Source organism: Paraburkholderia sp. EG287B (genome assembly GCF_040965595.1).
In the GTDB taxonomy this organism is placed as follows: Bacteria; Pseudomonadota; Gammaproteobacteria; order Burkholderiales; family Burkholderiaceae; genus Paraburkholderia.
Window position 1 is genome coordinate 51,532 of record NZ_JBFRCG010000018.1, and the last position, 22,762, is coordinate 74,293.

Sequence of the window (22,762 nt, forward strand, 5' to 3'; positions counted from 1 at the left end):
GCGGGGCCAGCAGGACCCCATGCCCCGCATCGCTCCCAGCCATCAGAGTCACTATAGGGTTGAGGCCGGACTCGATAAACGCCGTCGCCAGAACTTCTTTTGTTACATGGCGGAAAGACGAAATGCGACCGCACGAGCCGACTGGCGCGGTTGTGCCGGACTAGAACATGTCCGAAGCGCTTTGAGGACCCGCACGCGTGCTCCCCGACTCCTCGCCATCCCTCGACGGGATGAACGGACCGGTGATCATCTCCGCATAGCTCATGCCAGGCCCGACCATCGGAAACACATCGGCATCCTGATCGATCATGATTTCGAGGAAAGCGGGACCGTCGAACGCCACGAAAGCCCGGAGCTTTTCCTCGACCTCGCTCAGGACCTCGACGCGCTGCGCGAACTCGAACCCGTCGGCGCGCGCAGCCATGACGAAGTCCTTGCGATGCAGCGACTTGTCGCTCACGCACAGGCGCCCGTCGTAGAAGAGACGCTGCCACTGTCGGATCATCCCGTCACCGACGTTGTTGAACAGCAGCACCTTGACCGGCACGCCATAGGTGGTCGCGGTCTCCAGATCGCCGATATTCATGCGCATGCTGCCGTCGCCGTCGATGTCGATCACGAGGGCATCGGGGCGTCCCATCTGGGCGCCGATCGCAGCGGGCAGGCCAAAGCCCATCGTCCCCATGCTGCCCGACGTGAGAAAGCTGCGCGGCTCGACGAAGTCGAAGAACTGCGCGGCCCACATCTGGTGCTGGCCCACGCCCGTGGTGACGATGGCCCGGCCGCCGGTAATCTCGCTCAACTTTTCCACCACGAACTGCGGCTGAATGAGCGGACTCGCGCGGTCATAGTTCATGCCGTAGCGCTGCTTCAGCTCCCTGATGTGGTCGAGCCACGCCAACGGCGCCTGCACGTGCGTTTCGTGTTGCATCAGCGAAAGCAGAGCGTCCTTCGCGTCGCCCACGTGAGTCCAATGCGCGCGCTTCACCTTGTTGATCTCCGCTTCGTCGATATCGATATGCGCGACATGGCGCGCTCGCGGCGCGAATGCATGCGGGCGGCCGCCGGCGACGCGATCGTCGAATCGCGCGCCCACGGCAATCAGGAAGTCGCAGTCTTCCACCGCGTAGTTCGCGCAGGCCGCGCCGTGCATGCCGAGCATGCCGAGCCCCAGCTCGTGCTTCACCGATATCGTGCCGAGCCCCATCAACGTGTTCACCACGGGAATGCGGTAGCGCTCGGCGAACTGACGTAATTCCGCCGTGGCGCCGGCTGTGATGATGCCCCCGCCCGCATACAGCAGCGGGCGCTTGCTTTGCGCCAGCAGAGCGAAGAATTCGTCGCGCTTGCGCTCTTCGAGGCGTGCGCCCTTCGCCACCTTGCGCAGGCGGTCGGAGTAGCCGCGAAACGCGAGTGTGCCGTGCCCCTGCCAGGTGCCGGTCCAGTTCTGGATGTCTTTGGGCACATCCACCACGACCGGGCCGGGACGACCGGTGCGCGCGACTTCGAACGCCGTGCGCAGCGTCTGTTCGAGCTTGTCCGGGTCGGTCACGAGAAACACCTGCTTGGCGCACGCCGACATGATGTTGAACACCGGCGCCTCCTGGAAAGCGTCACTGCCAATAGCGGCACGCGGCACCTGCCCGCAGATGAGAACCACCGGGACCGAGTCGCCATTGCAATCGGCAATCGGCGTCACCGCATTGGTCGCGCCGGGACCCGACGTGACCATGAACACGCCGACCTTTCCGCTCGCGCGCGCATACCCCGCGGCCATGAAGCCAGCGGTCTGTTCGTTGGCGGGTACGACGAGGTTGATCTGACGCTCGGGCTCGTCGGCGTGCAGTTCGTTGAAACGGAACACCGCGTCGTAGGTCGGCAGGATCGCGCCGCCGCTATAGCCGAACACGGTATCGACACCCTGTTCGCTAAGTACGCGCAAGATGATGTCGGCGCCCGACATCGGTTCGCCGGGAAGCGGCGCTTTCTGGGAGCTTTCTGGAGCAATGTTCGGGTTCTGGGTCATACCTGACTCGCACGGAAACGGGCGCTGATGCGATCAGCGGCCAAACACAACGGATCATTTCCCTTCCGACTCAAGAACAGCGTATGTCCCCTACCAGCGCGTGGACGACGGCTTCAGCGGGTTCTCCGCATGAGCCACAGTCCACCCGGCACTCTTTTGACGTGCGCCTGGAAATACCGTGAGAAAGGGTTCCAAGGATTCTGACAACGATTGAAGCGGCGCGCGTCAGCAATACGGTTGTTCATGGGCCAGGATGCGTCGCTTCCGGGCCACCACGGCTGACGGCTGACCGTTCCTACCATTCGGCAATGCCCACGTCCATGTCCTCGTCGTAGAACGCGACGAGAAACTCTTCGGGCATCAACCACGAATCGACGCTCACGGTTTGTGCGCCCACATCGACATCGACCTTCGCGTCGGCGTCCACGGACTTCATCGCATGCACGATCGTCGCGAGATCGTCCGTGCGGATTTCAGTTTTCATCGCGAACTTCATTTTTCACCTCTCTGTCTGGAGAACCAGTCTCGATAACTATAGGATCAACGCCCCATGCCACCAACCAGGTTCGCCTCAATTCACTCTTTACATCGCGTAACCCAAACCGGCGGCACGAGGCGGTCATTCAAGGAATTCAACCGGCCTTCAGGTCATCCGTGGTCCAGCCGCCGCCGAGCGCGTGAATGAGGTCGACATTCGCATCGAGTTGCCGCGTGCGCAGCGCGATGACGCTGCGTTGCGCTTCCAGCTCGGCCGATTGCGCCTCGACCACATCGAGGTAACTCACCGCGCCGCGCTGATAGCGCGCGAGCGCCAGGTTGAGCGCGGTCTGGGCGGCACGGGCAGCGTCCTGCTGCTGATTCGTCGCGGTGCCCAGATCGTCGAGCAACGTGAGGTTGTCCTCCACCTGCAGGAACGACGCCAGCACCACGCTGCGATAGCGTGCGCCGGCCTCCGCCGTGGCCTCCTTCGCCGAATCCAGCTGCGCGTGGCGCTTGCCGCCGTCCAGCAGATACACCGCCAGCGACGGACCGATCGCCCAGTACGAACTGGACAGGCTGAGCAGATTGCCGAGCACCGAGCTTTGCACGCCGCCTTGCGCGCTGAGCGTGAGCGTCGGGAAGTACGCCGCGCGCGCCACACCAATTTTTGAATTGGCCGCCGCGATGCGCCGCTCGGCTGCGGCGACGTCAGGCCGCCTTTGCAACAAGGTCGACGGCACCCCGACCGGAATCACGGGCAACGCGATCGAATCGGTACTCGGCGCGAGCTGGAACTCCGAAGGCGACGCGCCGACCAGCACCGCCACCGCGTGCTCGAGCAATGCGCGCCTCGCTCTGAGCTGAGTAAGTTCGGACTGGACCGATGACAACTGGTTGCTCGCGCGCGCCACGTCGAGACCCGAGACGATGCCCGCGCCGTGGCGGTTGCGGGTCAAGTCGAGCGCCTTCTGGTACGCGGCCTGGGTCCCCTCGATCAGCTGAATCTGCTGATCGAGACCGCGCAGATCGATATAGCTTCGAGCTAGCTCGATTTCGAGGCTCAGCTGCGTCGACGCGAGATCCGCCTTCGACGCCTGCCCTTCGTCCTTGCTTGCGGCAACGGAATCGCGCACGCGCCCCCAAAGGTCCACTTCGTAGTCGACTGCGACACCGAGCGTGGCGGAGTTGTAATCGGTCGGCCCAGTCGGGCTGCGCAACGGCCGTGTGTCCGACTCGCGATCGCGCTGGACATTGCCCACAGCGGAAACCTGCGGATACATCTGCGACTTGACCTGCCTGATGTACGCCTGCGACTGCTCATAGTGAAACAGCGCCGCGCTCAGGTCGGGGTTATTCGCGATCAGCCGCTGCTCGAGGTCGTCGAGTTCGGGCTCCTTGTACAGCTTCCACCATCTCGCGCGGTCGAGCTGGTCCGCGGGGCTCGCGACGGTCCACGGCCCCTGGGTCTGGTACTGCGCCGCCACGGGCGTTTCGGGCACCTCGTAGTGCGGCGCGAGCGAGCACGCGGCGAGCGCCACGGCACTCACCAGCATCGCCAGTTTCAGATACTTAGTCATGCTTGCCACCTTTTGCCGTTGGCGCGATCACCTGAACGTGGTCGCCTTCGACGAGCCCATCGGGCGGCGCATCGACCACGCGGTCGCTTGGCGCCAGCCCCGAGCCGATATCGACCGCGTTGCCGAGGTCCTGCACGATCGAAACGGGTTTGAAGTGAACGGTGTCGCTGCGATCGACGGTGGCGAGCCGCAGCCCCCGGTTGTCGAATATCAGCGCACTGGCCGGCACCCGCAGTGCGTTGGCGCGCGCCGGCAGCGCAAAGTGCAGATTCACGAAGTCGCCCGGCAACAGCAGATGACCGGGGTTATCGACCATCAACTGGATGAGCGACGTGCCCGATGCGGCGTTGACCGAGTCCGCCAGACCCACCACCGTGGCGGTGAACGTCTTGCCGGGATACTCCGGTACGGTGAAGCTACCGGTGCCACCCGGCTTGACCGCCGGCACGTATTCCTGCGGCACGCGCACGTATACGCGCAGCTTGTCCACGCTCGATACGGAAAACAGTTGCGGCCCCGTACCGCCGCCCGCATTGATCAATGCGCCCACGTCCGTGTTGCGCGCGGTGATCACGCCGTCGAACGGCGCAACGATTCGCGCGAAGCTCTTGGTCGCGACCAGCCGGTCGAGGTTGGCCTGCGCCGCCGCGACGCGCGCCTGCTTCGCCACATAGTCCTGCGTGCGGTCATCGACCTCCTGGCGCGACACTGAATCGGAGTCCAGAAGACTTTGCCAGCGTGCAGCCGTCGTTTTCGCGAGCGCAGCGTCGGCTTGCGCGCTCGTGAGGTCGGCCTTCGCCTGAATCAACTGTTGATCGAGTTCAGGCGTCTCGATCTCGGCGAGCGTCTGGCCGGCCTTCACCGGCGTGCCGATGTCGACGCTCCACGATTTCAGGTATCCGCTCACGCGTGCGTAGATGGGCGCGCTTTCGAAGGCCTCGAGTCTGCCGGGCAGGTCCAGCGAGCCGCCCGGCGCCTCCGGGGCGGGCACGACGACATTCACGGACGGCACGGCCTGCGCCTCGGTCCAGTCTTTGAGTTGATGCTCATGCTTCATGCGAAGCGAGACGCCACCAACCACGATGAGGACGGCGAGCGCACCGCCGACAATGCCTGTAAAGGAGAGCTGACGCTGCGCGAGCGCGGCGCGCGTTGTGGGTTCAGAGGACATGGATCGAATCTCCGGTAAGCTGCGCGGCCGTCGATGTGCGACCCCGACGCGAGTGGATCATGCAAAAAATAGCGGGCACGAGAAAAAGCGTTGCAGCAGTGGCGAACACCAGCCCGCCAATCACCGCTCGGCCCAACGGCGCGTTTTGCTCTCCGCCCTCGCCAAGACTCAACGCCATCGGCGCCATGCCGATGATCATCGAGAGTGCCGTCATGAGGACCGGCCGGAACCGGGTCGTACCGGCTTCCAATGCCGCCTTGAACGCATCGCCGTGTCCGGCCAGACGTTCGCGGCTGAAACTCACCACCAGAATGGAATTGGCCGTGGCCACGCCCATGCACATGATTGCGCCAGTCAGTGCGGGCACCGAGAGCGTGGTGTCCGTCGCAAACAGCATCCAGACGATGCCGGCCAACGCGCCGGGCAAGGCCGCCACGATCACGAGCGGATCGGACCACGACTGGAAATTGACGACGATGAGCAGGTAAATCAGCACCACGGCGCCCAGAATCCCGAACGACAAGCCGCCGAAGGCGTTGTTCATCGTCTGCGCCTGGCCCAGCAGAACGACCTTCGCCCCCTTGGGCGCTGCCTTGGCATTGGCCGAAACCATGTGGCGAATGTCGGCGGCGACGGCGCCGAGATCGCGGCCCTGGGTCGTGGCGAACACCTCGACCATCGGCTGCACGTTGTAGTTGCTCACCACTTCGTTGCTCGCCGTGCGGTGAATGCTCGCCACGCCGCCGAGAATTTGCCCGTCGTTGGCCTCGGCCCCGCCGCTCACGGGCAGATTCACCAGAGACGAGAGCGAATCCACGCTGTATTGCGGCGTCTGGAGCACGATCGAATACTCCACGCCATTGGCCGCATTGAGCCAGTAGGTCGGGTCGATCTGGCTCGACCCCGCCATGTGCACCACGAGGCTATTGGTCACGTCGCGTTCGGTGAGGCCTTGAAGCGAAGCGCGGTCGCGATCGACGTCGATATTGAATTGCGGATTGGCCTGCGACTGCTCGATGCGCGCATCGACGACGCCGGGCACGTGATGGATCTGACGCAGCAGCGAGTTCGCGTAGGCGAAGTCGGCCGGCAGATTGTTGCCGCGAATCTGCAGGTCGATCGGTGCGGGCGAGCCGAAGTTCAGAATCTGGCTCACGATGTCCGCAGGCGGGAACGAGAACGTCACGCCGGGGAACGCGCGCGGCAACGATTCACGCAGCTTGCGCACGTAGGCGGCCGTGGGCCCATGGCCCTCCTTCAGCGAGATCTGAATGTCGCCGTCCTGCGGGCCGATCGTGCCCGTGTTGTTGTAGGCCGTATTGATGGAGCTGGTGGAAAGACCAATGTTGTCCACCACGGTGCCCAGTTCGGACGGCGGAATCGTCGCGCGCACCTGCGCTTGCACCTCGGCGAAGATCTCGGCAGTTCGCTCCACACGCGTCCCCACGGGCGCACGCACGTGCAGCAGAATCTGGCCCGCGTCGACGTCCGGGAAGAAGTTGCGCCCGAGCAGCGGCATCAACGCGAACGACACCACGACGAACGCAAAGAAGCCGATCACGAACGTACGGCGGCGCTCCAGCACCCGTTCGAGCATCGCCGCATAGTTCGCACGCACGCGCTCGAAGCGCTGCTCGAATCCGCGGTGAAAACGCGCCCACACGCTGGCAGACTCGTGGTGTCCCTGCTCATGCGCATGGGACTTCAGCAGGTACTTCGCCATCGTCGGCACGAGGGTGCGCGAGAGAATGAACGAGGAAATCATTGCGAAGATCACCGACTCGGCCATCGGCACGAACAGGAACCTCGCCACGCCATTCAGGAAGAACATCGGCACGAACACGATGCAGATGCACAGCAGCGAGACGAATGCGGGCGTCACGATTTGTGCCGCGCCATCGAGAATCGCGCTTTCGACGTCCTTTCCTTGCTCCAGGTGCCAGTTGATGTTCTCGATGGTCACGGTGGCGTCGTCCACGAGAATGCCCACCGCCAACGCGAGCCCGCCCAGCGTCATGATATTGAGCGTCTCGCCGAGCACGGAGAGCACGGAGATCGAGCCGAGAATCGCAAGCGGAATGGAAGTCGCAATGATGACCGTCGAGCGCCAGCTCCCCAGGAACAGCAGGATCATCACGCTCGTGAGCAATGCGGCAATCAAGCCCTCGCGCGCCACGCCCTTGATTGCAGAGCGCACGAAGATCGACTGGTCGCCAATCGCATCGATCTGCAGCGCGTCGGGCAACGAGGCCTTCGCATCGGCAACCTTCTGACGAATGCCGCCGATAATCGACAAGGTAGATGCCGAACCGTTCTTGAACACGGTGAGCAGCACCGAACGCTTGCCTTCCACGTGAACGATATTGGGCTGCGGCGGGCTGCCGTCGGTCACGTCGGCGACATCATGCATGTGCACAACGGTGCCGTTGGCCGACTTGATCGGCAGGTTCGCAATGGCCGCGATCGTCTCGGGCGCATCGTTCAGTTGCAGCGTGTACTCGTAGTTGCCGATCTTTTCGGTGCCGACCGGCGTCACGAGGTTCTGCGCCATCAGCGCATTGAGCACATCTTCGGCCGACAGGGAGCGCGCCTCGAGTTCGGACGGCTTGATGTTGATCTGAACCTGCCGGTCCTTGCCGCCGAACGGAAACGGGATCGCAGCGCCATTCACCGTCGCGAGGATCGGCCGCAACTGGTTCTTGCCGAGGTCCGCCAGATTCTGTTCCGAGAGCCCCTTGCCCGACAGCGCGAGCTGGATGATCGGAACCGTCGAAGCGTTGTAGTTGATGATGAACGGCGGCGTCGCCGAGGGCGGCAACTGCTTCAGAATCTCCTGCGAAATGGCGGTCACCTGCGCATTCGCGGTACCGATATTGGTGCCAGGCTGAAAGAAGATCTTGACGATGCCGTAGCCGGTCAGCGAGGTGCCCTCGATGTGTTGAACGCCGTTCACGGTGGTCGTCAACACCCGCTCGTACGGGGCCATCACGCGACCTTCCATCTGGTCGGGCGAAAGCCCCGTGTACTGCCATACCACACTAATCACCGGGATATTGATCGAAGGGAAAATATCCGTAGGGGTACGAAACGCCGACAGAACGCCGACGATCAGGATAAACACGGCCAGCACAACGAAGGTATAAGGCCGTTTCAGCGCAATGCGCACGATGCCAATCATGATAATTCCAGTATTGAAGCTGGCATCGCCCCTAACCGCGGCGGATTCCAGCAAGCAGATGCTCGATGCCTTGAATCAATCTGCGTTTGATGGGATCCGGCCTGCGGACTCGCGAGGCGCACCGATCCAGTGGATAGCGGCAGCCACGATGCCGAGTGCGACACCGAAGGCGACGATGCCCGACCAGCCAAAGCGGCTCATGAGCCAGCCGCTGACCGTCGCACCGACCGCGCCGCCGAAAAAGGTGGCCGTCATATAGAGGCTGTTGATGCGGCCTTGTGCTTTCGGATCGACCGAGAAAGCGCGCGTCTGGTTGGAAACGAGACCTGACTGCACGCCGATATCGAGCACGATCACGCCCACGATCAGCAGCGTGAGCGACGTGGCCGCGCCGGAGAGAAGCACGTAGGCAAGCGTCGCGATGCCGATACTGGCGCCGATGACCTTGCGGAAACCCACGCGGTCGGTGGCATTGCCGCCCAGCGAGGCGGCGAACGCGCCGGCCGCGCCGATGATGCCGAAGCCGCCCGCCCACGCGCTGCCGAGGTGCCACGGCCCGCTCTTGAGCAGCGCGGCGAGATTGACCCAGAAGGCGTTGAAACAGGCCCACAGCAACGCCTGGATGATCATCGATTCGCGAATCGGACGATTGTCGCGAACGAGCGGCCACAGCGAAGCGAGCAGACGCCCATACGAAAGATTCGTCGACGGCACGCCCTTGGGCAGCAGCGCAGCGGCGGCGATGAAAACCGGCACCATGAACGCGGCTTCCGCGCCGTACACCGCACGCCAACCCCACGCCGCGCCGATCACACCCGCGATCGTGCGGCCGACCAGGATGCCGACCATGATGCCGCTCACGACGGTGCCGACGTTACGCCCGCGCTCGCTCGGCAGCGACATGACGGCGGCGAACGGCACGAGCTGCTGCGGCACGCAACTCACGATGCCGACCGCAAACGAAGCCGCGATCAGCGACCCGATGCCGGGCGCGGCCGCCGCTGTCGCCGCGAAAACGAGTGCGAGCGCGATTTGCGTGAGCACGAGCTTGCGCCGGTCGAAGCGGTCGCCAAGCGGCAGCAGCAGCGCGAGGCCGGTCGAGAAGCCGAGCAACGCGGCGCTGGCGACGAAATCGACCGCCGTGATATTGACCCGCAGGCCCGCTGCGATCAGCGGCAGAATCGGCTGCGTGCAATAGATGTTTGTGATCACTGCTCCTGCGATGATCGCCATCATGACGATCTTGCCGCGCGATGCGACGGCGGGCGTAGCTGCACTTTCTCGGGTGCTGGGTAAGCCGCTCACGACAACCTCCTTGTTCGTTGAATTTCTCCGGTCGTTGCAGCGAATTGCCGCGATCCAGATTGAGGTCGAACGTTACGCGCTTGCATTTACGAAGAGAATCCCTCACGATCAAGATTCATCCTTCCACTATTTGATAGGGTCCATGAATCGCCTCGAAGCCATGGCCATCCTCGTTTCGGTCGCCGACGCGGGCAGTCTCTCGGCTGCTGCGCGGCGTCTCGACATGCCGCTCGCCACGGTCAGCCGCAAGGTTGGAGAACTGGAAGCGCACCTGAAGACGCGCCTCTTTCACCGCACGACGCGCAAGCTTTCATTGACGGAAGCCGGCGCCGCATACGTGGCCGCGTGCCGGCGCATTCTCGAAGACATCGGCGAAGCCGAGCGCGCTGCAACGGGGGAATACGCCGCGCCTAAAGGCGAACTCGTGGTCACCGCGCCCGTTGCGTTCGGCCGCTTGCACGTGGTGCCGGTGGTGGCGGAATTTCTCGCGCAGTACCCGGAGATCGACATCAATCTCCTGCTGACCGATCGCGTCGTTCATCTGATGGATGAACATGCGGACGTCGCGGTGCGCATCGGCGCGCTGCCCGACAGCACGTTGATCGCGACGCGCGTGGGCACGGTGCGCCGGGTCATCTGCGCCAGCCCCGCCTATCTCGCGAAGCATGGCGTGCCCGCCGAACCCGCGGACCTGGCCGGCCATCAATGCATTACCTTCGAGGCGCTCGCGTCGCTGCGCGCGTGGTCTTTCGGCTCCGGCAAGTCGGAGCAGTCCGTGCCGGTTCATTCGCGGCTTGCCGTGAATACGGCGGACGCCGCTATCGAAGCCGCGATCCTCGGCGTGGGGCTGATACGCGTGCTGTCCTACCAGGTTGCTCGCGCCGTTCGCGCCAACGAACTGCGCGTCGTGCTCGACGCGTTTGAAGCGGCGCCGCTGCCCGTCAATCTCGTGCACGCGGGGCAAGCGCCCCTGCCGCTGAAGCTGCGCGCGTTCCTCGACTTCGCGTCGCCGCGCCTGCGCGAGCGCACCGCGGGCGAACTGGTCAACGCCGTCACCGCGTGAAGGCCTGAGCCGCCCACGCAAAGGCGCTGCGCGCTCGCGCCGGAAGAAATCCGCTAACATCGGGATTCTCCCTTCCCGTTCTCGAGAAGACCATGGACCGTCTCGAAGGGATGTCCATCCTGGTCGCAGTCGTCGATGCAGGCAGCTTATCAGCTGCAGCCCGGCGGCTCGGCCAGCCGCTGGCGACAGTCAGCCGCAAGGTCGGCGATCTCGAAGCGCACCTGAAAACCCGTCTGCTTCATCGCACCACCCGGCACCTCTCGCTCACCGAGGCCGGCGAGGCCTATGTCGCGTCGTGCCGGCGCATTCTCGAGGACATCGGCGAAATCGAACGCGCCGTGACGGGCGAATACGCGGCGCCGAAAGGCTCGTTGGTGGCCACGGCGCCCGTCGTCTTCGGCCGGCTGCATGTGGTCCCCGTGATGTCGGCATTTCTCGCGCACTATCCGGAGATCGACGCCCGCCTCGTGCTGACCGATCGCAACGTCAATTTTCTCGAAGACCACGTGGACGTTGCGGTGCGCATCGGCCAGTTGCCGGACAGCAGCCTCGTGGCGATACGCCTTGGCGAGACGCGCCCCGTGGTGTGCGCGAGCCCCGCGTATCTCGCTGAGCGAGGCACGCCGCAAAACCCGGATGATCTCGCCGATCATGCGTGCATCGGTTTCGAGGGAATCAATTCGTCGCGCACGTGGACGTTTGCCGGCGAAAAGTCGGAACAGAACGTGCCGATCCACGCGCGGCTCGTGACAAACACGGCGGAATCGGCCATCGACGCCGCGACGCTCGGGACCGGTTTGACGCGGGTTTTGTCTTATCAGGTCGCGAACGCCGTGCAGGATGGCCGCTTGCAGCTGGTGCTGGAAACCTTCGGGCTGGCGCCCATGCCGATCCATCTCGTCCACGCCGGCCAGACGCCGCTGCCGCTCAAGCTGCGCGCGTTCCTCGACTTCATGTCGCCGCGCCTCAAGGCGCGCCTGTCTGCCGTCTGAATTTCCCGCGTTATTGAGCGCGAGTATCAACTGTTGTTCATCGCAGGTGGTTTTTGTCAGCGTCGTTCGTGCGTAACCTTGGCTCGCAAATGGGAAAACGCAAGGCGAAACGCAATGGATATGTCAGCAATCACCGCAATGAAGGCTTCCGCGCCCGTCGAACCTGCGCTTTCGCAGCAGCCCGCGTGGCGCCGCGTATTTCGCGAGGACGCGCTCACGGTCGGACTGATCCTGCCGCTCGAAACGCATCCGGACTCGCCCGTCCCGACCATGCGCGATCACGTCGCCATGGCGCAACGCGCCGAGTCGATGGGCGTGGCCGCGCTGTGGATGCGCGACATCCCGTTCTACGATCCTGCGTATGGCGATGCGGGCCAGATCTTCGAACCGCTGGTGTATATCGCCAGCCTCGCGGCCGTGACGAGCGAAATCGCGCTCGGCACGACCGGCATCGTCCTGCCGATGCGCGAACCGCTGTTGCTGGCCAAGCAGGTGAATTCGCTCGACCAGCTGACGAATGGAAGGCTTCTGTTAGGGATGTCCTCGGGAGACAGACCTTCCGAGTATCCCGTCTTCGGCATCGACTTCGATACGCGTGGCGAGCGGTTTCGCGACGCGTTCGAGACCTATCGGACAGTGAGTGAGCAGCCCTTTCCGGTGTTTTCCTCGCCCCGTTTCGGCAAATCGGGCGGCACGCTCGACATGCTGCCGAAGCCGCCTTATGGGCGCACTCCCGCCATTGCCGTCGGCCGGGCACAGCAAAGCCTCGAATGGATCGCGGCACATATGGACGGCTACCTCGGCTTCGTGCCCGGCCCCGCCGCGCTCGACGCATTCGTGCGCAACTGGAAAGACCAGGTCGCCCGGTCGATGGGCCGCGAAGCCTTCAAGCCGGTTGCCTTTGGCGGCTACCTCTACCTGCATCCGCGGCCCGATTACCCGTTCCGCGCCATCAAGGGCGGCTTCGCCATCGGCAGCCGTTCGCTCAGGCATTTTCTGGAGCAGGCGCACGAAGCGGGCGTGAGCCACGTCGCGCTGAATCCGAAAGTCACGCCGCGCCCGTATGCCGACGTACTCGACGAGTTGCACAGCGAAGTGCTGCCGTACTTTATCCCGGAGGTGTTTCATGCAACACGCGAATCTACGTGAAGCGCTCAATGCGCACTGGCAGGCGTCGGCGGCCGGCGATCTCGAAGCCGAACACGACATCTACGCCGACGACGCCATCTGCGACTACCCTCAATCGGGCGAGCGCATTCTCGGGCGCAGGAACCTGCAGGCGCTGCGCGGCCATCATCCCGGCAAGCCTTCCGGTTTCGAAGTCAGACGCATGCAGGGCGAAGGCGATCTGTGGGTGACCGAATACACCATCGCCTATCAGGGGCGAAGCGCTTTCACCGTGAGCATCATGGAATTCCATGACGGCAAGGTCGTTCACGAGACCCAATATTTTTCGGAATCCTTTGAAGCGCCCGCCTGGCGCAGCCAATGGGTTCAGAAGATCACGGCCAGCTAACGTTCGCTTCGAAAGATCGATTACGCGAATTGCAAAGCGAGATAGCCGGCCGTGACCGCGCAGGCCATCTTCAAGCGCGCGGCGTATTCACGCCGCGCTTACCTTATTTCGAAGCGGGCATGGCGAACTCCGCGCCCTTGTCGATGCTGTCGGGCCAACGCTGCGTCACGCTCTTGTAGCGCGTATAGAAGCGCACGGCCTCCTCGCCGTAGGCGTGGTGATCGCCGAACAGCGAGCGCTTCCAGCCCCCGAACGAATGCCACGCCGACGGCACCGGACTCGGTACGTTGATGCCCACCATGCCGATCTGAATTTGCCGGGTAAACGTGCGCGCTGCGGCGCCATCAGCCGTGAACAGGGTGACGCAATTGCCCAGTTCGTGCGCATTGACGAGTTCGATGGCACTGGCGAGATCCGGCACGCGCACCACCGAAAGCACCGGCCCGAAAATCTCTTCGCGATAGATCTTCATATCCGGCTGCACGTCGTCGAAGAGCGAGCCGCCGAGGAAGAAGCCCTCTTCGTGCCCCGGCACGGTATGGCCGCGCCCGTCCACCACGAGCTTCGCGCCGGCGGCGACGCCCGCATCGATATAACCCAGCACCTTGGTGCGATGCGCAGCGCTGATCAGCGGCCCCATGTCCAGATCGGGCTCCATGCCCGCCCCGATGCGCAACGCGCGCACGCGCGGCGCGAGGCGCTCGATCAGTTCGTCGCCAATGCTGCCGACCGCCACCGCGACCGAGGTCGCCATGCAGCGCTCGCCCGCCGAGCCATACGCCGAATTGATCAGCGCATCGACGGCCTGATCGAGATTCGCGTCGGGCATGACGACGAGATGATTCTTCGCACTGCCGAGCGCCTGCACGCGCTTGCCGCGTTTGGCGCCCTCTGCGTAGATATATTCGGCCACCGGCGTGGAGGCGACGACGGACATCGCGGCCACGTCGGGATGCTGAATCAGCGCATCGACGGTGCCCTTGTCGCCGTTCACCACGTTGAACACGCCTTTGGGGAAGCCCGCCTCGATGAACAGTTCCGCCAGCCGGATCGACGACGACGGCGTGCGCTCCGAGGGCTTGAGGATGAACGTGTTGCCGGTCGCGGCGGCCATGACGAACATCCAGCACGGCACCACCACCGGGAAATTGAACGGGGTGACGCCAGCAATCACGCCCACGGGCTGGCGCAAATTCCAGCTGTCGACGCCGCTGCTGCTTTGATCGGTGAAACCGGTCTTGAGCAGGTTCGGAATACCGCACGCGAATTCGACGATTTCGATGCCGCGCATCACTTCGCCCCTGGCGTCCGAGAACAGCTTGCCGTGGTCGCGCGTAATGAGTTCGGCGATTTCGTCGAGATGCGCCTCGAGCAATTCCTTGAACTTGAACATCAGGCGCGCACGCTTGAGCGGCGGGGTTTCGCTCCAGGCCGCAAACGCGCTTTTGGCGGCCGCGACGGCGGCGGCAACCTCATTGGTATTCGCAACGGGCACGCGCGCGGTAATGCGGCCCTGCGCGGGATCGTAGACGTCGTTGAATCGCCCGCTCACGCCAGCGGTGTATTGACCGTCGATGAAATGTTTCAGTTGGCGCACCGCGCCCTGGTTTGCTTCGCTCATACGTCCTTCCTTTCGTGGGTTTGGGCGCGGCGCGCGGATCGAAGAAAATCCGCATCACAGCGCACATCAAGTCAAGTGGCCGGGCATCACCATGACTCCCCGCCAGGATCGGCAGTCATCGACCGCCGACGAGAACAGTCTATGTTTTACGGCTCCCAGCCGATGGGCTAGCTGCGACGGTTTGGGGACATTCCCGGCGCGTATCCGGCCATCGCGACAAAGCGCAAATCGTGGCTCCCCGAAGGGTCGAATGGCTTTGCGGCGCGGCGCGCATTCGGGCTATCGATTACCCGCCATAGGTCGACTCCCAACCCCCTCCCAGCGCTTTACAAAGCGTAATGAGATTCGTGGCCGCCGTGGCCCGGCTTTGCTCGAGATTGCTCTGCGCTTCGAGCAACTGCTTCTGCACGTTCAATACGTCGAGATAATCGAGCGCCCCGGCCTTGTACCGCTCCCGCGCGACCGAAAGCGCGCGCTGGTTCATGGTCACGGCCTGGGCCAGCCGGTCGCGCCGGCGCTGTTCGGCGTCGTAGGTGACGAGCGCGTCGTCCACCTCCTGCCACGCGCGCAGCACCGTCTCCTTGTAGGCAATCGCGGCTTCCTGCTGTTGCGCCTCGCGCAGCTGGAGCGTGCCTTTCAGGCGACCGCCTTCGAAGATGGGAAACGTAATGGAAGGGCCGACGACGAACTGCCCGGACGCCCAACTGGCCAGACTCGAAAGCTGAAGACTCTGAAAGCCCGCGCTGCCATTGAGCATGATGCGCGGATAAAAATCGGCCTTCGCCACGCCGATCGACGCCGTCGCCGCGTGCAGTTCGGCTTCCGCCTTGCGGATATCGGGCCGGCGCTGCACGAGTTCGGAAGGAAAGCCGATCGGCACCTGCGCCGGCAGTACCGGCACCTCCTGCGTTGCAGCAAGCGTCTGACGCAGCGCACCCGGTTCCTCGCCGAGCAGCAGGCCGATGGCATTGATAGTCGTTTCGGAGTGCGATTCGAGCGTGGGAATCAGGCTTTCGATATTTTCCACCTGCGCCGAAGCGTTCGAAACATCGAGATCCGTGGTCACGCCTTCATGTGCACGGACCTGCGTGAGCTTCAGCGCGTCGTTGGCGATGTCCAGGTTTTGATGCGCGATCTGCAGGAGTTCCTGCGTGTCGCGCAGCTCGATATAGTCTCGCGCAAGCTCCGCGCGCGCGCTCAGCAAGACCGCGTTCCGGTCCTCATACGAGGCGGCCGAAAGCGCTGTCGCCGCTTCCACGCTGCGTCGCACGCGGCCCCAGATATCGACCTCCCATGACGCGTCGAAGCCGACCTGGTACAGGTTATATGCCGGCGAGCCCTTGGAGCCCGGCATCGCCGCCACGCCGAGCGGCGCGCTGCCGGAGGCCGACTGCGGCTGACTCTGCGTGGGCGTCACGCCGAGCAGCGAGAGAATGCCGTTTTCACTGCCGCGTTCGCGGTTGTACGATGCGGCGCCGTCGAGCGTCGGATATTCGGCTGCGCCCGCTACGCGGCGCTCGGCCCGGCTTTGCAGCAGGCGCGCGGAGGCGGCTGCCACGTCCAGGTTTGCGTCGGCGAGCTGCTTTTCGAGGCCGTTCAATACGGGATCGTTGAACAGCGTCCACCATTCCGGTCCGAACTGGCCTTCCACGGCTTTGCTCGGCGCCTGAGCCGTCTGCGTGCGGTTGAAGACCTCCGGCGTGGGCGACTTCGGCGGTTCGAAATTGGGACCCACCGTGCAACCGGCTATGGTCAGGAACGCCAGGCACGCGAGCACCGCGAGAACGATCGCGCGGCTAGCATATTTGCTCGTATTCATTTTCTTTCCGCTCCCTCAGCCGTCGCTTCTGCGCCCCGGCCAACGGCCACTTCGGCTTCCACCGAGAGCCCGACGCTCAATGCCGCTGCAGCAGGCTGCCCGCGATCGATCGTGATCTTGACGGGCACGCGCTGCACCACCTTCGTAAAGTTGCCCGTGGCGTTGTCGGGTGCGATCGGCGCGAAGCTCACGCCAGTCGCCGGTGCCAGGCTGTCGATGCGGCCATGAATCACGACGCCGGGCAGGCTGTCGACCGTCACGCGAACGCTTTCGCCGGGCCGCATGTTGGTGATCTGGCTCTCCTGAAAGTTGGCGACGACATACGCATCCGAAAGCGGCACGATTGCGAGCACGGGGGCGCCGGGCGTCACGAAGGCGCCGACCCGCGCCGAGCGGCGCCCCACCTTGCCGTCGACGGGGGCGCGAATTTCCGTATAGGAGAGGTTGAGCTTCGCCTGTGCGAGCACCGCTTCGGCGTGTTGAAGCGCGCCAGCGGCCTTGTCGCGCTCCGTGCGCAGGACGTCCAGATTCTGCTGGGTGGCCGACAGCACCGCCTGATCGTGCGACTGCTGCGCAAGCTGCTCGGCGAGCGTGCTCGAAGCCTGTTGCTGCTCCTGCGCGGTCCCCGCCCCCGCCGTGGAAAGATTCTGGTAGCGCGCCGCGTTGGCCCGCGCGAAGCCGATCGCCGCGTCGTCGGAGCGCAACGTGGCGCGCGCCTGATCGACGAGCGAGGGCTGACGCGCGATCTCCGCTTCGAAGTTCGCCACCGACGCCTTCGCGCCGACCACCTCCGCCTCGGCGCTCATCAACGCGGCGTGATAGTCGCGGTCGTCGATGCGCACCAGCAACTGGCCCGCCTTCACGTCCTCATTATCGTTCACCAGTACGTCCGTGATCTGCCCCGCGACGCGCGGCGCGACCAGCGTGAAATCCGCGGTGACGTAGGCGTCGTTCGTGGATTCCGAACTGGAGTGAGACAGGAGCTTCGTGCCTGCCCAGGCAGCGACGCCGACAACGGCGACGACTGCTGCAATACGAAGCCATTTCAGTCTGGACGGCGTGGAGTTGGGTTTGGTCGATGACATGGAAAACGTACCTCATTTCGAAGCGGGCGGCGTAGTGCTCCACGGCGGATAGATCCGCACCGGCAGCACCGGAACAAGAAGAAGCAGAACGAGCGCAACGCACGCCATCACCCGGTAGAGATCGGCGGACGTCAGCACGACGGCCTGCTCGTGAATACGGTGCGCGAGTTGCCCCAGCGCGTAAGACGTGTCGAGGCCGGGGCCCGTCACCAGCGCGCGGTTGCCCAGCTGGTCGACGAGCATGCTCGAATGGAAATGTTCGCGCGCGGTGCCTACGCCCTCGATCAGCCCCGTCGCGATGGCGGCGGCGAACGTCTTGACCGTATTGAACATGGCCGAAGCGAACGGGCCCTCCGTTGGCGGCAACCCCGTCGTGACGCCCATGAGGATCGACATGATCACCATGGGCTGCGCGATGATCTGCAGCGCCTGCAGCACGTAGAAGTTGTCGCGAATCCACTCGGACGTCATGAAGCTGCCGAGTGCGCAGGTCGTGAACATCAGCGACAGACCGATTGCGATCACCCAGCGGTGATCGGCGCGCCGCGTATTCAACAGAGCCGCCGTCAAGGGGAGCGTAATCAGCAGCGGAATGGCGAGCAACAGCGAGAGCGGCGCCGTCTGCAGCGGCCGGTACGCATGAACTTTGGCGAGAAACTGCCCGGGTATAGCGGCGACGCCCACCAGCAGGATCACGGTGCCGACCAAGGTCGAGAGGCCGTGCGTGAAATTCCTGCGCTCGAGTAACTGGAGCTTGAAAAAAGGCACGGGCTGAAACCACTCGTTGACGAGGAAGACCACGAGCAGCAGTGCGCCGCCGCCCAACATCACGCGGATAAACTCCGATTCGAACCAGTCGAGCCGGTCGCCTTGCAAAAGCCCGGTCACGAGCATGGAGAACGCGGGGAAGCCCGTGATCAACCCGATCCAGTTGAACGTGCGAAAGCGCTCGAGCTTGACCGGATCGGCGGGCAGCCCCTGCTGAATCGCGATACAGCACAGCACGCCGAGCGGAATGATTTGCCAGAACGCCATGCGCCAGCTCACGAACTCCGTCCACAACGCGGCGAGCGGTGTGCCGAGCGCCGGCCCGAAGGTCGCAGTGAGCGCATAGCCGGCGAGCCCATACAGCTTGAACCTGGGCGGCAGATAACGCAGCGCCACGATGATCAGCATGGGGGGCAGACAGCCGCCCGCGATGCCCTGGAAGATACGCAGGACATAGAGCGTCGCCAGATTCGGCGCGAACGGGCACAGCAACCCGAACAACATCGTGGCGAGCACGGCGCCGATCGTGAAGCGCTTGAGCGTAAAGGTGATGCCGAACCAGGGGGCGAACACCATCGTCGCGACGTTGGCGGCTTCGAAGAGCGAGGTGAGCCACGTCCCGTCGTCATGCCCGATCAGGAACGCGCCCTGGATATCGGCCATTGCTGCCGCGGTCACCTGTTCGTTGAGGATGGCCAGCAACGAAGCGAACAACATGCCGAGCAGGCCCACCACGATGCGCCCCGTGAACGCCACCTGCGCGGGGGCGGGCTGCGCCGGCGCCGCGGCTTCGCGCACAGCGCGTGGTTCCAGCGCCTGTGGGGCCGTTGCCGCTTCCGTTCCAGTCGTCAAAGGGTTCGCAGTGGTCATGGCGATCAGCAACTTCCCGGGTTTCGTTAGCTGTACTGTTTGATGTGGCTAGTTCACTGTGAGGCAATTCAGCGTCCTGCATCCTCACGCCATGCGATGACCACACCTCCGGTTTCGCCGCGCATTGTTGCTGTTCACTGACGGCTTTATTGTCAGAGATGAACCCAATTTCTTAAAGTCTCGCCTGGTTTGATTTTGGGCCATCTAGTACGAGAATTTTGCCAGGCCGTCCGGTCGTGATCTGCCCGGCGCGTATGCGCTGCGTCGACGCAAACCTGTCTGATTACGCGCGGGTCATTTCTGCACGCTTTTGGGCCAATTGAGGTCGTACGGCGATACCAGACGGCACACGATGCTTAGAATCGCGACGTAGGCATTCAGGCCGCACATTGATCGCGATAGACGCGATTAACGAAGGTTTGAAAACGAACCGGCAACGGTAGACGCCAAACGGTTTTTACTGTTGTTTTCCGTTTGCAAGAGATTCAGATTGGGAAGTCAAGATGGACAGATTACGTGAGATGGAGGTGTTTGTAGCCATCGTCGAACGCGGCAGCTTCAGCGCCGCATCCGATAAATTCGGCTTGTCGCGCGCGGCGGTCTCGCGGGCGGTCAACTCGCTCGAAACGCGCCTGGGCGCGCAGCTGCTCGCGCGTACGACACGCTCGGTCCGGCCCACGGACGCGGGTGTCGCTTACGTTGAAGCCTGCCGCAAGCTGCTGGATGGCATCAGCGATGCTGAGTCGCATATCGCCACGGATCTCGCCAACCCGGTGGGCACGCTCACGATTACAGCCCCGGTGCAACTCGGCCAGCGCTTCATCGCGCCGCTCGTCAACGCCTACACGATGCGCTATCCCGACGTCAGCGTGAACGCTGTTTACCTCGATCGTCCCACGCGCCTGCTCGAAGAAGGCGTGGATATCGCCATACGGATTGGTCATCTCGAAGACTCGTCGACATTCGCGGTGCGCCTGGGGTCCGTGCGGCGGCAGACCTTCGCGTCGCCCGCTTATCTCGCCGCGCATGGAGAGCCCATGCATCCGCGAGACCTGGCCGGCCACCATTGCGTTTCCTTTACCGGCGTTTCCCAACCGCTCGAGTGGACGTTTTACGAAAATAACGCAAAGATTCCTGTGCGGCTGCAGCCGCGCCTGATCGTGAATCTGGCGCCCGCCGCCATTTCGGCCGCGGAAGACGGCGTGGGTATCACGCAGTTGCTGTCTTATCAGGCCGCAAGCGAAGTCGCTTCCGGAAATCTGGTGCCGATTTTGCGGGCCTACGAGCCCGAATCGACGCCGGTCAGCCTGCTTCATGTCGAACGGCGCGGGACGAGTGGAAAGATCCGCTCCTTCGTGGAGTTCGTCACCGAAACGCTGCGCAACAACACCTATCTTCAATGTGCGAGCGGATTGACGAGCGAAGGCGAATGCGTTCCATGTCAAGGCAATCGCGAACTCGCCACGAGGCATTCCGAAGCGCATGCCCCATATCTACAACCGCTTGTTCATTCACTCGGCAACTGATGACAATTGAGCCGCAATACGAAGTTCGCGGTACGCGCTCGCCAGCGCGTCGAGGCTGAAGGCGCGATTCAAGCCGCTCGGGTTCGGCAGCACCCACGCCTGCGCGCCGCCGAACCTGCTGGATTGCAAACCCCACTGGATATCCCGCTTGCCGGACATTTCGGCAAGCGCCATCTTGCCGAGAAAGGCGATAAACCGCGGCGCGTAGTGTTGAACCTTCAGCTCGAATTGCGCCGCGGCGGCCTGAATCTCCGCTCTCGACAACTCGTCCGCGCGTGCCGTCGCGCGCGAGACCGCCGTAGTCAGACCAAAGCCATGCTGCAGCAACTCACGGTCGTTCTCGGGGCGAAACTCCTGCGGCGTAAAACCTGCACGATGGAGCACACGCCAGAAGCGGTTCCCTCTGCCATCGAAGTGGCGCCCCGTGGCCGCCGCACGCATGCCCGGATTGATCCCACAAAACAAGACCGACAAGCCGGGCGCGATGATATCGGGAAGAAATGGCGCGGAATTGGCGTTTGCCGGTTCCGCCAGGGAATCGTCGCTATGCACTCGCCTCCCCGCGGAATCGCAGACGATATTGTTTTGGCGTGACGTTGAGGCGCCGCGAGAACGTCGTGCGCATATGCGTGGCGCTATGAAAACCGCATTTGAATGCGACCGTCTTGAGCGGCGCATCCGTATCCTCGAGGAGTTTCCTCGCCGTGTCGACGCGAACCTGCTCGACGAATACGGAGGGCGTCACCCTGGCGTTTTTCGCAAAGATGCGCGACAAGGTGCGCCGGCTCACGGCAGCCGCACTCGCCAGCGCCTCGATCGAAAGCGTATCGGTGATATGTTCGCTCACGTAGCGATACACCTTGCTGAGTATGGGGTCCTCGTCCTTGCCGGCGCCGATATACGGGCTGTATTGCGACTGACCGCCTTCGCGCTGGATATACACCACCAGCCGCTTCGCCACCCGCACCGCCAGTTCGTGTCCCCAGTCTTCCGCCACCAGCGCGAGGCACAGATCGATGCCCGCGGTCACGCCCGCCGACGTAAACAGCCGCCCGTCGCGCACGAAAATGCGGTCCGGCTGCACATTGGCGTGCGGGAATTCATTAGACAGACGGCCGGCATCCGACCAGTGGGTCGTCACTTCCTTGCCGTCGAGCAGCCCCGCATGTGCGAGCACGAATGCGCCGTTGCACACCGAACCAAAGCGGCTCGCGCTGCGCGCCTGGTTTTGCAGCCAGGCCAGAAACTCGTTCGACGGATGGACGTCGGGCAACTGCGGGCCTCCGGCTACGAGCAGCAGGTCCCATTGCACGTCGCTGTCGGCATAGCCACGCGAGACCGCCAGTTGCATGCCGTTCGAGCAGGTCACGGCGCCCGCCTCGCGACCGACGAGCGTCACCTCGTAGCGCTGATGCTCGGAGAGGAACGTATTCGCTTCGGCGAACACATCGAGTGGGCCTGCAACATCTAGCGCCTGCACACCATCGAATACAACAATGGCGACTTTCATGCCGTGACCTTCAGAGGTGGTGTCCCAACCAGGACCGTGGCGCAGCTTAACGCATCGTCGTTAGCGCATGCAGTCTGTCCCCGGAAAAAGTATTTTGCGTCGGTGTAACAAATCGGCAGCGTGGCCCAAAACGTCCACTAGTTGGCAGGCGGCGGCACCACGCGCGCATTTCGCCGGCTGCCCCGCCTAACTAGACTGTGTTCACGACTGCGGCTGGGCAAACAACCCGGGCGGACCGGAAGGCGTTATCGCCGT

17 protein-coding genes are annotated in these 22,762 nt (G+C 63.6%); 5 read left to right on the plus strand and 12 right to left on the minus strand.

Annotated elements, in window-relative coordinates:
- Positions 1–160: 160 nt before the first annotated feature.
- From ilvB to AB4Y40_RS30635, 6 genes are all read right to left on the minus strand, one after another.
- Positions 161–2,026 (minus strand): biosynthetic-type acetolactate synthase large subunit, encoded by a 1,866-nt coding sequence (ilvB, locus tag AB4Y40_RS30610; RefSeq protein WP_368691042.1) that lies wholly within the window; start codon positions 2,024–2,026, stop codon positions 161–163.
- 295 nt (positions 2,027–2,321) lie between these two features.
- On the minus strand, positions 2,322–2,522 hold the full coding sequence (locus AB4Y40_RS30615; RefSeq protein WP_324150412.1) for a copper chaperone: 201 nt from the start codon (positions 2,520–2,522) through the stop codon (positions 2,322–2,324).
- A 136-nt stretch (positions 2,523–2,658) separates the two neighbouring features.
- Positions 2,659–4,083: an efflux transporter outer membrane subunit gene (locus tag AB4Y40_RS30620; RefSeq protein WP_368691043.1), complete on the minus strand. Its 1,425-nt coding sequence runs from the start codon at positions 4,081–4,083 to the stop codon at positions 2,659–2,661.
- Positions 4,076–5,254 carry an efflux RND transporter periplasmic adaptor subunit gene (locus AB4Y40_RS30625; RefSeq protein ID WP_368691044.1) on the minus strand — a complete coding sequence of 393 codons (1,179 nt, stop codon included), beginning with the start codon at positions 5,252–5,254 and terminating at the stop codon, positions 4,076–4,078. The genes AB4Y40_RS30620 and AB4Y40_RS30625 overlap by 8 nt, the downstream gene beginning before the upstream one ends.
- A complete protein-coding gene (locus tag AB4Y40_RS30630; RefSeq protein ID WP_368691045.1) occupies positions 5,244–8,432 on the minus strand; it encodes an efflux RND transporter permease subunit in 3,189 nt (1,062 codons plus the stop codon). Before AB4Y40_RS30630 ends, AB4Y40_RS30625 begins: the two co-directional genes overlap by 11 nt.
- A 75-nt stretch (positions 8,433–8,507) precedes the next feature.
- A complete protein-coding gene (locus AB4Y40_RS30635; RefSeq protein ID WP_368691046.1) occupies positions 8,508–9,737 on the minus strand; it encodes an MFS transporter in 1,230 nt (409 codons plus the stop codon).
- A 142-nt stretch (positions 9,738–9,879) separates the two neighbouring features.
- Between AB4Y40_RS30635 and AB4Y40_RS30640 the strand changes: the two genes are divergently transcribed.
- The 4 genes from AB4Y40_RS30640 (at position 9,880) to AB4Y40_RS30655 (ending at position 13,308) form a co-directional block, all read left to right on the plus strand.
- Positions 9,880–10,800 (plus strand): LysR family transcriptional regulator, encoded by a 921-nt coding sequence (locus AB4Y40_RS30640; protein WP_368691047.1) that lies wholly within the window; start codon positions 9,880–9,882, stop codon positions 10,798–10,800.
- Between the two features lie 92 nt (positions 10,801–10,892).
- Positions 10,893–11,792 (plus strand): LysR family transcriptional regulator, encoded by a 900-nt coding sequence (locus tag AB4Y40_RS30645; RefSeq protein ID WP_368691048.1) that lies wholly within the window; start codon positions 10,893–10,895, stop codon positions 11,790–11,792.
- Positions 11,793–11,930: 138 nt separating this feature from the next.
- Complete coding sequence (locus AB4Y40_RS30650; protein ID WP_368691169.1) at positions 11,931–12,941, plus strand: LLM class oxidoreductase; 1,011 nt, start codon at positions 11,931–11,933, stop codon at positions 12,939–12,941.
- Positions 12,919–13,308, plus strand: coding sequence for a nuclear transport factor 2 family protein (locus tag AB4Y40_RS30655; protein ID WP_368691049.1), 390 nt, complete (start codon positions 12,919–12,921; stop codon positions 13,306–13,308). The genes AB4Y40_RS30650 and AB4Y40_RS30655 overlap by 23 nt, the downstream gene beginning before the upstream one ends.
- 103 nt (positions 13,309–13,411) lie before the next feature.
- Here the strand turns inward: AB4Y40_RS30655 and AB4Y40_RS30660 are convergent, their stop codons facing one another.
- The 4 genes from AB4Y40_RS30660 to AB4Y40_RS30675 all read right to left on the minus strand — a co-directional run bounded on the left by AB4Y40_RS30660 (position 13,412) and on the right by AB4Y40_RS30675 (position 19,471).
- The gene (locus AB4Y40_RS30660; RefSeq protein ID WP_368691050.1) at positions 13,412–14,929 is read right to left on the minus strand and encodes a CoA-acylating methylmalonate-semialdehyde dehydrogenase; all 1,518 of its coding nucleotides are present in this window, start codon (positions 14,927–14,929) and stop codon (positions 13,412–13,414) included.
- Positions 14,930–15,215: 286 nt separating this feature from the next.
- A complete protein-coding gene (locus AB4Y40_RS30665) occupies positions 15,216–16,748 on the minus strand; it encodes an efflux transporter outer membrane subunit (protein ID WP_368691051.1) in 1,533 nt (510 codons plus the stop codon).
- The gene (locus AB4Y40_RS30670; RefSeq protein WP_368691052.1) at positions 16,745–17,833 is read right to left on the minus strand and encodes an HlyD family secretion protein; all 1,089 of its coding nucleotides are present in this window, start codon (positions 17,831–17,833) and stop codon (positions 16,745–16,747) included. The genes AB4Y40_RS30665 and AB4Y40_RS30670 overlap by 4 nt, the downstream gene beginning before the upstream one ends.
- 12 nt (positions 17,834–17,845) lie before the next feature.
- Positions 17,846–19,471: an MFS transporter gene (locus AB4Y40_RS30675; RefSeq protein ID WP_368691053.1), complete on the minus strand. Its 1,626-nt coding sequence runs from the start codon at positions 19,469–19,471 to the stop codon at positions 17,846–17,848.
- A 503-nt stretch (positions 19,472–19,974) separates the two neighbouring features.
- On the opposite strand from AB4Y40_RS30675, the gene AB4Y40_RS30680 reads away from it, so the two are divergent.
- A complete protein-coding gene (locus AB4Y40_RS30680) occupies positions 19,975–20,997 on the plus strand; it encodes a LysR family transcriptional regulator (RefSeq protein ID WP_368691054.1) in 1,023 nt (340 codons plus the stop codon).
- Here the strand turns inward: AB4Y40_RS30680 and mug are convergent.
- Both mug and AB4Y40_RS30690 read right to left on the minus strand, forming a co-directional pair.
- Complete coding sequence (gene mug, locus AB4Y40_RS30685) at positions 20,983–21,549, minus strand: G/U mismatch-specific DNA glycosylase (RefSeq protein WP_368691055.1); 567 nt, start codon at positions 21,547–21,549, stop codon at positions 20,983–20,985. The genes AB4Y40_RS30680 and mug overlap by 15 nt on opposite strands.
- Entirely contained in the window at positions 21,542–22,507 is a 966-nt protein-coding gene (locus AB4Y40_RS30690) for a GlxA family transcriptional regulator (protein WP_368691056.1), read from the minus strand. Before AB4Y40_RS30690 ends, mug begins: the two co-directional genes overlap by 8 nt.
- Between the last annotated feature and the right edge of the window lie 255 nt (positions 22,508–22,762).